Genomic DNA, 13271 nt, shown 5'->3' with positions numbered 1-13271 from the left:
GGTATGAGTTTCGAGCTGACCGAGGATCAGGAGCTGATCCGTAAGTCCGTCGCCGAGTTGGCAGGCAAGTTCGACGATCACTATTGGATGACCAAGGATCAGGCGCACGAGTTCCCGCAGGAGTTCTACGACGCCATTGCCAAGGGCGGCTGGCTGGGCATGACGATCCCGGAAGAGTACGGCGGCCACGGCTTGGGCATCACCGAGGCGACGCTGCTACTCGAGGAGGTCGCGCGCTCGGGCGCGGCGATGAACGGCGCCAGCGCCATCCATTTGTCGATCTTCGGCATGCAGCCGGTGGTCAAGCACGGCTCCGAGGAGCTCAAGAAGGCCACATTGCCCCGGATCGTGAACGGCGATCTGCATGTGTGCTTCGGTGTCACCGAACCCGGTGCGGGCCTTGATACTTCGCGCATCACCACGTTCGCCAAACGCGAGGGCGACCACTACCGCGTCAACGGCCGCAAGGTCTGGATCTCCAAGGCGCTTGAGTCGGAGAAGATCCTGCTGCTGACGCGGACCACTCCCTACGACGAGGTGACCAAGAAGACCGACGGCATGACGCTGTTCCTCACCGACCTGAACCGCGACCATGTCGACATCCGGCCGATCAACAAGATGGGCCGAAATGCGGTGAGCTCCAACGAGGTTTTCATCGACGACCTGATGGTGCCGGTGTCCGACCGCGTCGGCGAAGAGGGCAAGGGCTTCAAGTACATCCTCGACGGGCTCAACCCCGAACGCATGCTGATCGCCGCCGAGGCGCTCGGCATCGGCAGGGTGGCACTCGAGAAGGCCGTCCGCTACGGCAACGAGCGCGTTGTGTTCAACCGGCCGATCGGCATGAACCAAGGCCTGCAATTCCCGTTGGCCGATTCGCTGGCCCGGCTCGATGCCGCAGAGCTGGTCTTGCGCAAGGCGACCTGGTTGTACGACAATGGCAAACCCTGTGGGCGCGAGGCGAATACGGCCAAGTACCTGTGCGCCGACGCCGGCTTCGGTGCCGCCGACCGTGCGCTGCAGCTGCATGGCGGGATGGGTTATTCCGAGGAGTACCACGTGTCCCGGTACTTCCGGGAGTCGCGCCTGATGAAGATCGCGCCGGTGAGTCAGGAGATGATCCTGAACTTCTTGGGCGAACACGTTCTCGGAATGCCAAGGAGCTACTAGTGACGAACTACTTCGACCTGACCGGCCGCTCGGCGCTGGTGACCGGCGCCGCGGGCGGAATCGGCTCGGCCGTCGCGACCGCGCTGGCGGAGGCGGGCGCAGCTGTGCTCGTCACCGACCTCGACAAGGACGGCGCCGCCGCTGTGGCCGAACGTATTTCGGGCGCGGGTGGTAGGGCAGAAGCCGCGGCGCTTGACGTGTCGGATCGCGACTCCGCCGACGCTGCGGCCGCGCAGGCGGCCGCGCTCGCTGACGGCGCGCTGCACATCGTGATCAACAACGCGGGTGTCACCAAACCGGCGATGTTCGACAAGACCACGCAGGAGTCGTTCCGGCTGCTGTTCGACATCCACGTGATGGGCGCATTCAACGTCACCCAGGCCGCCCTGCAGTACATCCCGACCGACGGAACCGGACGCATCATCAACGTGACGTCGGCCGCCGGTCTCACCGGAACTCTTGGCCAGGTCAACTACTCGGCGGCCAAGGCCGGCATCATCGGCTTCACCAAATCTCTGGCCCGTGAGTTGGCGACCAAGAACATCAACGTCAACGCCCTGGCCCCGCTGGCAGCCACACCGATGACCGAAACCATCCGCACCAACGAGAAATTCGCGGCCAACATGATGAACCGAATCCCGATGAAGCGCTGGGCCGACCCGGCGGAGATCGCAGGAGCGTTCGTGTTCATGGCGTCGAACGCCGCGTCCTACATCACCGGACAGGTGCTGCCGGTCGACGGCGGAATGGTCATGTGAACGCCCCTCTTGCCGGGGTCACCGTCGTCGCCATGGAACAGGCCGTGGCCGCGCCGATGTGCACGCGCGTCCTCGCCGATCTCGGTGCGCGCGTCATCAAGGTGGAAAACCCCAACGGTGGCGACTTCGCCCGCGACTACGACGACGTGGTCAACGGCCCCGGCGGACTCGCCGCGCACTTCGTCTGGTGCAACCGCGGCAAGGAGTCGGTCACGCTGAACACCAAGTCGCCGAAGGGTATGGACATCCTGCACCGGCTGCTCGATCGCGCCGATGCGTTCGTGTCGAACCTCGCACCGGGGTCGACGGCCCGGATGGGCATCGCCGCTGCCGACCTGGCGCACAGCCACCCCAACGTCATTCCCGTCGAGATCGACGGTTACGGACCGGGCGGTCCGATATCGCACAAGCGGGCGTATGACCTTCTGGTACAGGCGGAATCCGGATCGTGCGCGATCACGGGCTACCCGGGCATGCCCGCCAAGCCCGGGCCGGCCATGGCGGACTTCACCACGGGTCTGTACGCCGCGATCTCGATCCTGGCGTTGCTGGTCGGGCGTGGTAATCGCCCGGCCGGGCCGGCGCCGTCCGTCGAACTCAGCCTCTTCGACGTGATGACCGACGTGATGGGCTATGCGCTGACCTACACCCAGCATTCCGGCATTGACCAGGAACCGCTCGGCGTCGGCTCGCCCGCAGTGGCGCCCTACGGCGCGTTTGCTACCCGCGACGGCCAGACGGTGGTGCTCGGAACCACGAACGACCGCGAATGGCAAAGGGTGGCAAGGGAAATCATCGATCGCCCGGACCTCGCTGATGACCCGCGGTTCGCCACCAACCCGGGGCGCTGCGCGCATCGCGACATTCTCGACGAAGCCATCGGATCGTGGTGTGCCCAACACGACCTGGCATACATCCAGAAGACCGCCGACGACGCGGGCATCGGCAACTCGCGGTACAACGTTCCGAGCGAAGTCGTGGTCCACCCTCACCTGATTGCGCGTGACCGCTGGCGCAGCATCGGCACCTCCAAGGGCGATATTCCGTCGCTGCTGCCGCCGCCCGTCATCGCCGGATACGATCCGCCGATGGGGGCAGTGCCCGGGCTGGGCCAACACACGGATGCGGTGCTTGCCGAACTCGGGCTCGCCGAGGAGGAGATCGCCACGCTGCGTGCCGACGGAGTCATTGGATAGCTGCTGATGAGCGAAGAATCGGTGCTGCTGTCGACCGACCACGACGGCGTCCGGACGCTGACCTTGAACCGTCCCGAGCGCAGGAACGCGATCAACCCGCAGCTGTGGCATGAGCTGGCCGACGCGCTGCGCGCCACCGCCCGCGACGACGTGCGCGCCCTGGTGATCACCGGCGCCGGCGGCGCCTTCTGTTCGGGTGCGGATATTTCGGTGCCGGAGGACATCCACCCGAGGCACAAGCTGCGCAGGCTCACCGACGTCGCGCTGGCCTTGCATGAGCTGGCCATCCCCACCATCGCAAAGGTGACCGGTGTGGCCGTCGGCGCGGGGTGGAACCTCGCGCTTGGCTGCGACTTCGTGGTCGCGACGCCCGAATCACGGTTCTGCCAAGTCTTTTCGAAGCGTGGGCTGTCAGTGGACCTCGGTGGGTCGTGGCTGCTGCCCAAGCTGGTCGGGCTGCAGCAGGCCAAGCGTCTGGTGCTGCTGGCCGACATGATCGACGCCGAGGAAGCGCAATCGCTGGGCTTGGTCACCTGGGTAAAGCCGGCTGGCGAGATCGATGCTTTCGTGGCCGACCTGGCCAGTCGGCTGGCGGCAGGCCCACCCGTCGCGCTGGCACAGAGCAAGGCGCTACTCAACGACGGCGCCGACGCGACCCTGCGCCAAGCGCTCGCAAATGAGGCCCGCGCGCAGCCCGGCAACTTCGCCACCGCAGACTCGATAGAGGCGTACGCGGCGTTCGCCGAGAAGCGCGAGCCCGCATTCACCGGCCGATGGGCCGTACCGAGATCGGAGTGAGATCGATGCGTGAAACCGTAATCGTCGAGGCGGTGCGCACACCGGTCGGCAAGCGCAACGGCGGACTGTCCGAGATGCACGCCGCCGACCTGTCCGCGATTGTGCTCAACGCGCTCGCCGAACGCGCGGGCATCGACCCGGACATCGTCGACGACGTGGTGTGGGGCTGCGTGTCGCAGGTCGGCGACCAGTCCAGCAACATCGGCCGCTACTCGGTGCTTGCCGCCGGCTGGCCGGAGACCATTCCGGGTACCACCGTCAACCGCGCGTGCGGTTCCAGCCAGCAGGCGCTGGACTTCGCCGTGCACGCCGTGATGTCCGGCCAGCAAGACGTCGTCGTGGCAGGCGGCGTCGAAGTGATGAGCAGGGTCCCGCTCGGTTCGGCGCGCGCGACCGGCATGCCCTACGGACCGAAAGTGCTTGCGCGCTATGGGGATTTCTCGTTCAACCAGGGCATCTCGGCGGAGTTGATCGCGCAGAAGTGGGGATTTTCGCGCACCCGTCTCGACGAGTACTCGGCGCGCTCGCATGACCTGGCGGCCAAGGCGCAGGACAACGGCGCGTTCGATACGCAGATCATGCCGGTGTTCGGTGACGGTGAACCGGTTGTGGCCGACGAAGGCATTCGCCGGGGGACGACGGTCGAGAAGCTGGCCGGCCTGAAGCCTGCCTTCAAGGAGGACGGCGTCATTCACGCAGGCAACTCCTCGCAGATCTCCGACGGCGCGGCCGCACTGCTGGTGATGACGGCGGAGAATGCGGTCGCGATGGGGTTGACGCCGATCGTCCGCTACCGCGCAGGTGCCGTGACCGGAGCGGACCCGGTCTTGATGCTGACCGGGCCGATCCCCGCGACCGAGAAGGTGCTGCACAAGGCCGGTGTCGGGCTGGACGAGGTCGGCGTGTTCGAGGTCAACGAGGCGTTCGCGCCCGTGCCCTTGGCCTGGTTGGCCGAGACCGGCGCCGACGAAGAGAAGCTCAACCCGCTGGGCGGGGCGATCGCGCTCGGCCACCCGCTCGGTGCTTCGGGCGCGGTGCTGATGACGCGCATGATCAATCACATGCGCGACAACGGGATTCGCTTCGGCCTGCAGACCATGTGTGAAGGCGGCGGGACGGCCAACGCCACACTGGTCGAACTCATCGCATAGACAAGAACTGAAGAGGAGGACCAGTGCGCCGCGATCTGTTCACCAAGGATCATGAAGCCTTTCGGGAGCTGTGCCGCGACTTCGTCGAAAAGGAGGTCGTGCCCGCCTATCCCGAGTGGGAGAAGGGCGGCCGCATGCCCCGTGAGGTCTTCGAGAGGATGGGCTCTCTCGGCATGCTCGGGATGGCGATCCCCGACGAGTATGGCGGCGGCGGGGAGCCGGACTATCGCTACAACGTCGTCATGCAGGAGGAGGCGGCGCGCGCGCTGGTCACGCTGTCGACGGTACGCACCCAACTCGAGGTGATCCTGCCCTACTTCCTGCACTACGCGAACGAGGAGCAGCGCAAGCGGTGGTTCCCCGGCCTGGCCGCAGGGACCCTGTTGACGGCCATCGCGATGACCGAGCCCGGCACGGGCTCAGACCTTGCGGGCATGCGCACGACTGCGGTGCGCGATGGAGACGACTGGATCATCAACGGCGCCAAGACATTCATCACCGGCGGCATGCAGGCCGATCTCGTGATCGTGGTGGCCCGTACTGCGACCGATCCGGACAACCGGCGCAAGGGTCTGACGCTGTTCGTCGTCGAGGACGGCATGGACGGCTTCACCCGCGGCCGCGAGCTGGAGAAGATGGGCTGCAAGGTGCAGGACACTGCGGAGTTGTCGTTCGTCGACGTCCGCGTTCCTGCTGCCAACATGCTGGGGGAGGAGGGCGAGGCCTTCGGATACCTCGGCCACAACCTGCCGCAGGAACGGCTCACCGTCGCCGTCGGTTCGGTGTCGCAGGCCCGCTCGGCGATCGCAGCGGCCATCGACTACACGAAGAACCGCAAGGCGTTCGGCACACCCGTCGCGTCGTTCCAGAACACGAAGTTCGAACTCGCGGCCTGTTCGACGGAGGTCGAGGCAGGCCAGGCGATGCTGGACCGGGCGGTGGCCCTACACGTCGACGGCGAACTGTCGGCCGCTGATGCCGCGCGGGTCAAGCTGTTCTGCACCGAGATGCAGCAGCGCGTCATCGACCGGTGTCTGCAGCTGTTCGGCGGATACGGCTACATGATGGAGTACCCGATCGCCCGGCTGTACACCGACGCCAGGGTGGCCCGCATCTACGCCGGCACCAGCGAGGTGATGAAGGTGATCATCGCCAAGTCGTTGGGCCTGTAGAACGTTAGGCGCGCGCGATGTTCTCGACGATGATGTCGCACGCCGCCTCGTAGAAGGCGCTGATGAGGGTGGAGAACGACAGCTCGAACGGATAGATCATGTGCACGTCCAACGGTTCGGGTTTCCATTTCGGCAGTACGGGCACGATCGTGCCGTCGCGGAGTTCGTCCGTGCAGAGGATCTGGGTTGGCATCGCGCCGACTCCGAGCCCGTGCAGTATGTACTGCTTGCACACCTGAAAGTTGTTGGCCCGCGCCCGAACCTGAGGCGAAAGCTCATGTCGCCGCCGGTTGTTCCGTAGCACGATCTTGTGGGGACCGCCGAAGCCGAACTCGATAAAGGGCAGGCCGTGCAACTGCGTGGGTTCGACGATCGGCTCCGCCAGCTGTGCGACGAAGTCCGGCGAGGCGCACAGAAAGAGCTCGAGACTGAACACCCTTCGTGCGATCAGCGTCGAATCCTGTAGCGGGCCGGTCCCGAACACCACATCGAATCCGTCCTTGATCGGGTCGACCATGTTGTCCACGAGTCGGATGTCCAGTTGCGAATTGGGATACCGCTGCAGGAAGGTGGCGCCGACTCTGGACGCGTAATCGATGCCGACGAAGACCGGTATGGCTACTCGCAGTTCGCCCTGCGGTTCCTGCTTGCTGGCCTCGACCAGGGCGCGCACGCCGTTGGCTTCGGTCAGGATGTTCATCGCGTGTGCGTAGACCTGCTGGCCGAGGTCGGTGACGGTGAGCTGGTGGGTGTTCTTGCGCAGCAGCTTGATGCCAAGGTCGGCTTGCAGCCTGGTCAGCTTGCGGCTGACCGTCGACTTGGGCATGCCCAGCAACGTCGCCGCCTTCGACAAGCTCCGCGACTCCACGACCTTGCCGAAAACCAGCAAGGCGTCGACGTCGAAGGGCAGGTTCTGCTCCATGTGTTCCAAATATGCAACAGGGTGTTGCGGTTTTGCGGCTATTTCGGTCAATCAGCCAGTTGTACCGTCAGGCCTCATGAGTCACAACAGCCTGGTGACCAAACCCGCAAGCGGACATTGGACCGACGCCTATCCCGAACTCGGCCGAGGTCCGGTATCACTCGAAGACTGCGTCTCGCCCGAGTTCTACGAGAAGGAGCGTGAGCATGTCTTCTCCAAGACCTGGCTCTACGTCGGCCGGGTGGAACGCGTGCCGAAGTCCGGCAGCTACTTCACCCGCGAACTGAGGTTCCTGAACACCTCCGTCATCGTCGTGCGGGGCAAGGATGACGTGATCCGTGCCTTCCACAACATCTGCCCGCACCGCGGTAACAAGATGCTCTGGGAGGACGACCCGTTTCAGGAGGTGGCCAGCCGCGCCCCGCTGCTCTACTGCCGCTTCCATGGTTGGCGCTACAAGCTCGACGGCTCACTGCACTCGGCCACTCGCACGGATCTGCTGCTCGACTTCGACGCGGATAGTTGTCGAGTGCCTGCCATTCAATGCGAAGTGTGGGAAGGCTTCATCTTCATCAACCTCGACCCGCACAACACCGAACCGCTGCGCTCGTATCTCGGCGAGTTGGCGCACGGCATCGAGGGCTACCCCTTCGCCGGCCCGCATCAGGTGTACCGATTCAAGACCGAATTACAGTGCAACTGGAAGATTTTCGTCGACAGCTTCGCCGAGAGCTATCACGGACCCTATCTGCATGCCTCCTCGTTCGGGGCCCTGACCGCTGAGGCCAGGGAAGCGTTTGATCAACCGAATCCGTTTACCGACGCGCTTGCTTACCAGATCAAGGGTCCGCACCGGATGTTCTCGTTCTCCGGAGAGCCATCGCAGAAAACGCCGTACTCCAAGCCGATTGAGTGCGTGATGGAGGCCAGCGCGGCAGGCCCGTGGAACAAGCGGGTCGATCGGGGGCCGATGCCGCCGGGAATCAATCCGACGCGGTCGGAGAAATACGGTTTCGACTCGTTCCAGTTCTTTCCCAATTTCGTGCTCATCTTCGGGTCGTCGGGCTTCTCCACGCACACTCACTGGCCGACCGGTCCCCACTCGCACATTTTTGAAGTCGAGATGTTCTACCAGCCGCCCAAGACACACAAGGAGCGGCTCGGCCAGGAGCTGACGGTGACGTTCCTCAACGACATCATCCTGGAAGACGCCAGCCCGTCGGAAGGGCTACAGGCGATGCTGAACAGTGGTGCGCTCACCCATTTCACGATGAACGACGAAGAGATCCTGTTGCGCCATCTCCACAAGACGGTCGCAGAATACGTCGAAGCGGGTGAAAAGCGATGACTGCGACTCTGCCCCCGGAGTTTTCACGGCTGGAGCACCTGGTCCCGGAGTGGGCGATCGAAGACGGGCACGAGCGCTACCTGAAACGGGTGAACAGCTCGATGTCAGAAATCCAGGCGTTCTACGACGAGGTGTTTCCGCTCGCCGAGGAGGCGGTGACTTACATCGACAAGTTCGACTACTCCGAACCCCTGCCCGACGACGTCGCCAACCTACGCAACCTGCTCTACTCCTTGATCACCGTTTCCCTGGCAGTGGAGCTGTGGAAGCAACCGCGCGTAAAGCACTCCGCCAAAACCATTCTCACGAGAGTGAGCTGAACATGGGACTTACCTCCGCCCAACTCGATGTCGTCGACCTGAGCCCGCGGATCGGCAGCGAGATCAAGACCGATCTCGAAACGCTGCTCAGTGGACGGGAAGCAGACAACATCCGTGCCACGCTGGAGCAGCGAGGGGTGGTGTTCTTCCGCGGCCAGGAGATCAGCGACGAGCAACAGGTCGCCATTGCCAAAACCCTTGGAAACATTGTGCAGAACGAAGGGGAGAGCGGCATCTATAAGATCTCGCTCGACACGAACGTCAACCAGCGAGCCGAATACCTGAAGGGCTCCATGTTCTGGCACTTCGACGGCTCGCTGCAGCCGTATCCGAATCTCGCGACGCTGCTGCGGGCCGTCAAGCTGTCGGACACCGGGGGCGACACCGAGTTCTGCAATACCTATGCCGCATACGACGACCTACCGACCGCCGACAAGGAACTGATCGCAGACCTTCGAGTGGTGCACAGTGCCGAACGGTCGCAGTACTACGTCCGTCCGGAGATGAGCTACGAGGAGATCACCTTCTGGCAGAAGTCGCCGACGAAGGTCTGCCCGATGGTGTGGACTCACCAGTCGGGGCGTAAATCGTTGCTTCTCGGCGCGACGGCCGACTATGTCGTCGGAATGCCGGTGGAGCAGAGCCGCGCTCTGCTTGCCCGGCTTCGTGATTGGGCCACCCAGCCGCAGTATGTCTATCGGCACGAGTGGCAAGTGGGTGACCTCCTCATCTGGGACAACACCGGAACCATGCACCGGGTGCGCGAGTATCCGGTCGACAGCGGCCGACTCATGCATCGCACGATCCTGGCCGGCGAAGAGCCGCTGCAGTGAAACTCGGCATCATGACGCCCGTCGTCACAAACGTCGCGGGCGCCCCCTTGACATGGGAGAAGAACGCAGGAGTCGACGATGTCGGTCGGATCGCCGAGACCGCGGATCGGCTCGGTTATCACCACATGACGTGCAGCGAGCACATCGGTTTGCCCTCTTCCGAAGCTGCCAGGCGCGGTACGCGGTACTGGGATCCGCTGGCCACGTTCGGTTATGTGTCGGCTCGCACCAGCCGGATACGGTTCGCAACCATGACGTTGGTGCTCGGCTACCACCATCCGTTGGAGATCGTAAAGCGTTACGGCACACTGGACCACGTCAGCAATGGCCGAGTGATACTCGGCCTTGGCGTCGGGTCGCTGAAGGAGGAGTTCGACCTCCTCGGTGTGCCATTCGATGATCGAGGTGCCCGCGGCGACGATGCGCTGCGCGCACTGCGAGCGGCACTGCCGAGTAACGAACCCGCCTATGACGGGGAGTTCTATTCGTTCGGTGGGCTCACCGTCGACCCTTGTGCGTTGCAGCCGCACATGCCGTTCTGGATCGGCGGCCGCACCAAGCGCTCCTTGCGGCGGGCGGTCACGCTCGCCGATGGCTGGTGTCCGTTCAACGTTGCGTTGGCCACCGCCGCAGAATGGCTGAAGGCGTGGGAGTTGCCTGAAGGGTTCGAGGTCGTCTTGATGGCCGAAGAGCTCCTCGACCCGGTGGGCAATCCGGGGCAGGCGGAGGAATCGTTGCATGCTCTGGCGGCTGCCGGAACCACTACCGTGTCCGCCGTCTTCCTGGCCCGCTCATTGGAGCACTACCTCGAGCAGCTTCACGCGCTGGCTGAACTGCACGGAGGGTGAAGGTGGCTCTTCTACCGCCGCTGGCCGTGGATGAATGGGGCGACGATGAATACGCGGCCGTAGGACGACTATTCGGCATGTCGGCAGACGAAGTGCCGCGGGCCGGGTCGGGACAGCCGAGGGACCCGTCGCATTTCGACATCCTCGGTGTGCTGGCGCGCCACCCGGCGATGGCTCGAGAGTTCTTGGGGTACAACGCTTTTCTGTTGCAGCGCGGCGAGTTGCCGGTGCGGTTGCGTGAGTTGGTAATTCTGCGGCTTGCGCACGCCAGGCGCTCGGCGTTCTTCTGGGGAGAGCATTACCGGATTGCGGCTTCGGGCGGCATGTCTGAAGACGACATCGCCAAACTCGCCCGGGGTAATGCCGAGTTCGGTGGTGTGGATCGGCTCGTCCTGGAAGCCACCGATGAGATGCTCGCCGACGACAGAGCCAGCGCGCAGACGTGGGGCCGCCTGGTCGAGGGCCTCGGCACGCACCAGGCGATGGAGCTCATCTTCGTATTCGGGACGTACGCGATGTTGGCGACGGCTTGTGATACCTGGGAACTTCGACCGCCGCCGGGTAGTGCGGAACTGCCTCCGGACGTCTGACCTGCGGCGCGACACCGATCTGAGCCAATTTCAGTTGAGACCCTTGTCACACGCCGCAAACCTACCTACTGTGTGTTCACTAGGTTGGTTGCGACGAAGGAGCCAAGTGTCACGGCCGTATGAGTCTCTCCTCGCCAAGGGGGAGGACCGCAGGCAGCGGATACTTTCCGTGGCCGAGCGGCTGCTGGCGCGCAACGGCTGGCGTAACACCTCGTTGGCTCAGATCGCGAAGGAAGCCGGTGTCACGCCCGCGGGGTTGTTGCACCACTTCGAATCCAAGGAGCAACTGCTCAACGCGGTGCTCGATGCGCGCGACGCCGACGACGAGATACATGCCGACTATCAGTCCGGTGACCTGATCGCCGAACTCAGCCGGGTGCCCGAGCGATTCGAACGCGCCCCCGAGCTCATCGGCACCTTCACCGTGCTGTTGGTCGAGAACATCGCGCCCGACGCTCCGCTGCACGACCGAATGCACAAGCGGTACAGCGATGCCGTCGACATCGTCACCGACATCATCAGGCGCGGTCAGAGTGATGGACAGTTCCGCCCAGACCTCGACGCGTCCAGCAAGGCCGTAGAAATACTCGCCTTCATCACCGGAATGGAGACCCTATGGTTACTCGATCGATCAATCCCGCTGGCCGAGGTGTTCAAGGGGTACGCCGAGTCGCTGGGTCGCGAGCTGGCGCCCAGGAGCACGACATGAGATACCGGCTGGACGTGGTGGCCCCGACCGTGCTGGACGCGGTGACGTTCGCGGGTGGCTGGATCTACGACCGGGTGATGGCGGGTTGGGACGTCACCGTCCTGATCGGCAACGACGATGACGCGCGTCCGCTCGAGATCCTCGGAGCGCGGGTTCGTGACCTCGAGTCGGTGCTCGAGGCGTGGGAAGACCGCCCGCATCCGCAGACGGTCGCGGTCGCCGCCGATCTGTTCGACAGCGATCCGCGGGTACATCAGCATGTCCTCAACGCGCTGGAGCAGGGCGCGACGGAGGTGACGCTGTGGGGTGAGCGGCTGCCTGCCGAACTCGATGAGAGCGTCGACTCCGTCGAGCACCACTTGAGCGCTGCGGCAAGGGCTTTCAAGTCGCAGGCGCTGGCAGCGGCCAATGCCGAGGCCGCTGTCGCACACGCCGAGACGTTCCGCTGCGGCATGTCGGTGTCGGTCGCTGCTGATTTGGTACCGGCGAGCTAAGTCAGGTCGATCAACACCTTGCCGATGGCGCGGCCGTCGGCGACATGTTTGAGCGCGGCGACGGTTTCGGTGAGCGGATAGACCGCGCAGACGTGCGGGCGCACTCGTCCGCTGACCAGATGCTCGCGCAGTTCGTTTTCATTGCGGGCGAATTCATCTGGCGGAACGTCCTGAAACTGAAACCCGAGAACATGTATGCCCTTCACCAGCACCAGGTTGAGCGGGATGCGGGGGATGACACCGGACGCGAAACCGACCGTCACAAACCGCCCGCCGCGGCGCAGCGACCGCAAGGCGGGTTCAGAAAGCTCACCACCGACAGGGTCGATGACGACGTGCGCGCCGCCGGGGACGGCCTCCTTCAACGCGGCGCGTACGTCGGCTGATCTGTGATTGATCAGGTGCTTGGCACCGTAACCCGCTGCCACATCGAGCTTTTCGGTCGACGATGCGACCGCTGTCACCGAGGCGCCGAGTTGCACTCCCAGCTGGACCGCCGCCAGGCCGACACCTCCGCCTGCGCCCAGCACAACCACCTCGTCGCCCTCCTGCACCCGGGCCGTTGATCTCAGCGTGTGGTAGGCGGTGCGATACGCGACGCCGAACGCCGCGGCAGTGCGATCGTCGACACCGTCGGGTGTTCTGGAAAGCGCGCCGACAGATACCGCGACTTCTTCGGCGAACGCACCGAACAGTCCGGTACCCGTGACGCGATCGCCGACAGCGAATTCCGCGGCGTCATCGTCTATTTCGACGATCATGCCTGCGAACTCGCTGCCCGGGACAAAGGGCGGTGGCACGCTGATCTGATACTGGTCGGCGATCAACAGCACGTCGGGGAAGTTCACCGCGGCTGCGCCGACCCTCACCAGCACCTGTCCCGGCGCGATGGCCGGCGCCGGTTGCTCCTCCACACACACCACATCTGGTGGCCCATAGGCCGGGCAGACCGCGGCGCGCAT

Annotated in this window: 15 protein-coding genes; 13 read left to right on the top strand and 2 right to left on the bottom strand. The window is 64.4% G+C overall.

Annotation, left to right across the window (positions count from 1 at the left end; translation table 11 throughout):
* The first annotated feature begins 3 nt into the window (after positions 1-3).
* The 6 genes from GGC64_RS17270 to GGC64_RS17245 are packed head-to-tail and all read left to right on the top strand — an operon-like array spanning position 4 to position 6245.
* Positions 4-1170 (top strand): acyl-CoA dehydrogenase family protein, encoded by a 1167-nt coding sequence (locus GGC64_RS17270; RefSeq protein WP_041312526.1) that lies wholly within the window; start codon positions 4-6, stop codon positions 1168-1170.
* Positions 1170-1928, top strand: coding sequence for an SDR family NAD(P)-dependent oxidoreductase (locus tag GGC64_RS17265; protein WP_192723691.1), 759 nt, complete (start codon positions 1170-1172; stop codon positions 1926-1928). Before GGC64_RS17270 ends, GGC64_RS17265 begins: the two co-directional genes overlap by 1 nt.
* On the top strand, positions 1925-3124 hold the full coding sequence (locus tag GGC64_RS17260; RefSeq protein WP_192723690.1) for a CaiB/BaiF CoA-transferase family protein: 1200 nt from the start codon (positions 1925-1927) through the stop codon (positions 3122-3124). The genes GGC64_RS17265 and GGC64_RS17260 overlap by 4 nt, the downstream gene beginning before the upstream one ends.
* 6 nt (positions 3125-3130) lie before the next feature.
* Positions 3131-3922 (top strand): enoyl-CoA hydratase/isomerase family protein, encoded by a 792-nt coding sequence (locus GGC64_RS17255; RefSeq protein ID WP_192723689.1) that lies wholly within the window; start codon positions 3131-3133, stop codon positions 3920-3922.
* A 5-nt stretch (positions 3923-3927) separates the two neighbouring features.
* Complete coding sequence (locus tag GGC64_RS17250; RefSeq protein ID WP_192723688.1) at positions 3928-5073, top strand: thiolase family protein; 1146 nt, start codon at positions 3928-3930, stop codon at positions 5071-5073.
* Between the two features lie 23 nt (positions 5074-5096).
* Positions 5097-6245 (top strand): acyl-CoA dehydrogenase family protein, encoded by a 1149-nt coding sequence (locus GGC64_RS17245; protein WP_192723687.1) that lies wholly within the window; start codon positions 5097-5099, stop codon positions 6243-6245.
* Positions 6246-6249: 4 nt separating this feature from the next.
* On the opposite strand, the gene GGC64_RS17240 is transcribed toward GGC64_RS17245, so the two are convergent.
* A complete protein-coding gene (locus GGC64_RS17240; protein WP_192723686.1) occupies positions 6250-7167 on the bottom strand; it encodes a LysR family transcriptional regulator in 918 nt (305 codons plus the stop codon).
* A gap of 76 nt (positions 7168-7243) precedes the next feature.
* On the opposite strand from GGC64_RS17240, the gene GGC64_RS17235 reads away from it, so the two are divergent.
* From GGC64_RS17235 to GGC64_RS17205, 7 genes are all read left to right on the top strand, one after another.
* Positions 7244-8515: an SRPBCC family protein gene (locus GGC64_RS17235; protein ID WP_192723685.1), complete on the top strand. Its 1272-nt coding sequence runs from the start codon at positions 7244-7246 to the stop codon at positions 8513-8515.
* Positions 8512-8835: a hypothetical protein gene (locus tag GGC64_RS17230; RefSeq protein WP_192723684.1), complete on the top strand. Its 324-nt coding sequence runs from the start codon at positions 8512-8514 to the stop codon at positions 8833-8835. The genes GGC64_RS17235 and GGC64_RS17230 overlap by 4 nt, the downstream gene beginning before the upstream one ends.
* A 2-nt stretch (positions 8836-8837) precedes the next feature.
* Positions 8838-9668, top strand: a complete 831-nt coding sequence (locus GGC64_RS17225) for a TauD/TfdA family dioxygenase (RefSeq protein ID WP_192723683.1) — start codon at positions 8838-8840, stop codon at positions 9666-9668.
* Complete coding sequence (locus tag GGC64_RS17220; RefSeq protein WP_192723682.1) at positions 9665-10516, top strand: TIGR03619 family F420-dependent LLM class oxidoreductase; 852 nt, start codon at positions 9665-9667, stop codon at positions 10514-10516. The genes GGC64_RS17225 and GGC64_RS17220 overlap by 4 nt, the downstream gene beginning before the upstream one ends.
* Before the next feature lie 2 nt (positions 10517-10518).
* Complete coding sequence (locus tag GGC64_RS17215; protein WP_192723681.1) at positions 10519-11106, top strand: carboxymuconolactone decarboxylase family protein; 588 nt, start codon at positions 10519-10521, stop codon at positions 11104-11106.
* A gap of 106 nt (positions 11107-11212) precedes the next feature.
* A complete protein-coding gene (locus GGC64_RS17210; protein WP_370582145.1) occupies positions 11213-11815 on the top strand; it encodes a TetR/AcrR family transcriptional regulator in 603 nt (200 codons plus the stop codon).
* A complete protein-coding gene (locus GGC64_RS17205) occupies positions 11812-12309 on the top strand; it encodes a hypothetical protein (RefSeq protein WP_192723679.1) in 498 nt (165 codons plus the stop codon). The genes GGC64_RS17210 and GGC64_RS17205 overlap by 4 nt, the downstream gene beginning before the upstream one ends.
* On the opposite strand, the gene GGC64_RS17200 is transcribed toward GGC64_RS17205, so the two are convergent.
* Positions 12306-13271, bottom strand: coding sequence for an NADPH:quinone oxidoreductase family protein (locus tag GGC64_RS17200; protein ID WP_192723678.1), 966 nt, complete (start codon positions 13269-13271; stop codon positions 12306-12308). The genes GGC64_RS17205 and GGC64_RS17200 overlap by 4 nt on opposite strands.

Source organism: Mycobacterium sp. OAS707 (genome assembly GCF_014873705.1).
Lineage (GTDB): Bacteria > Actinomycetota > Actinomycetes > Mycobacteriales > Mycobacteriaceae > Mycobacterium.
The sequence above is the reverse complement of the archived record's forward strand: the minus strand, read 5'-3'. Positions and strand labels throughout refer to the sequence as shown.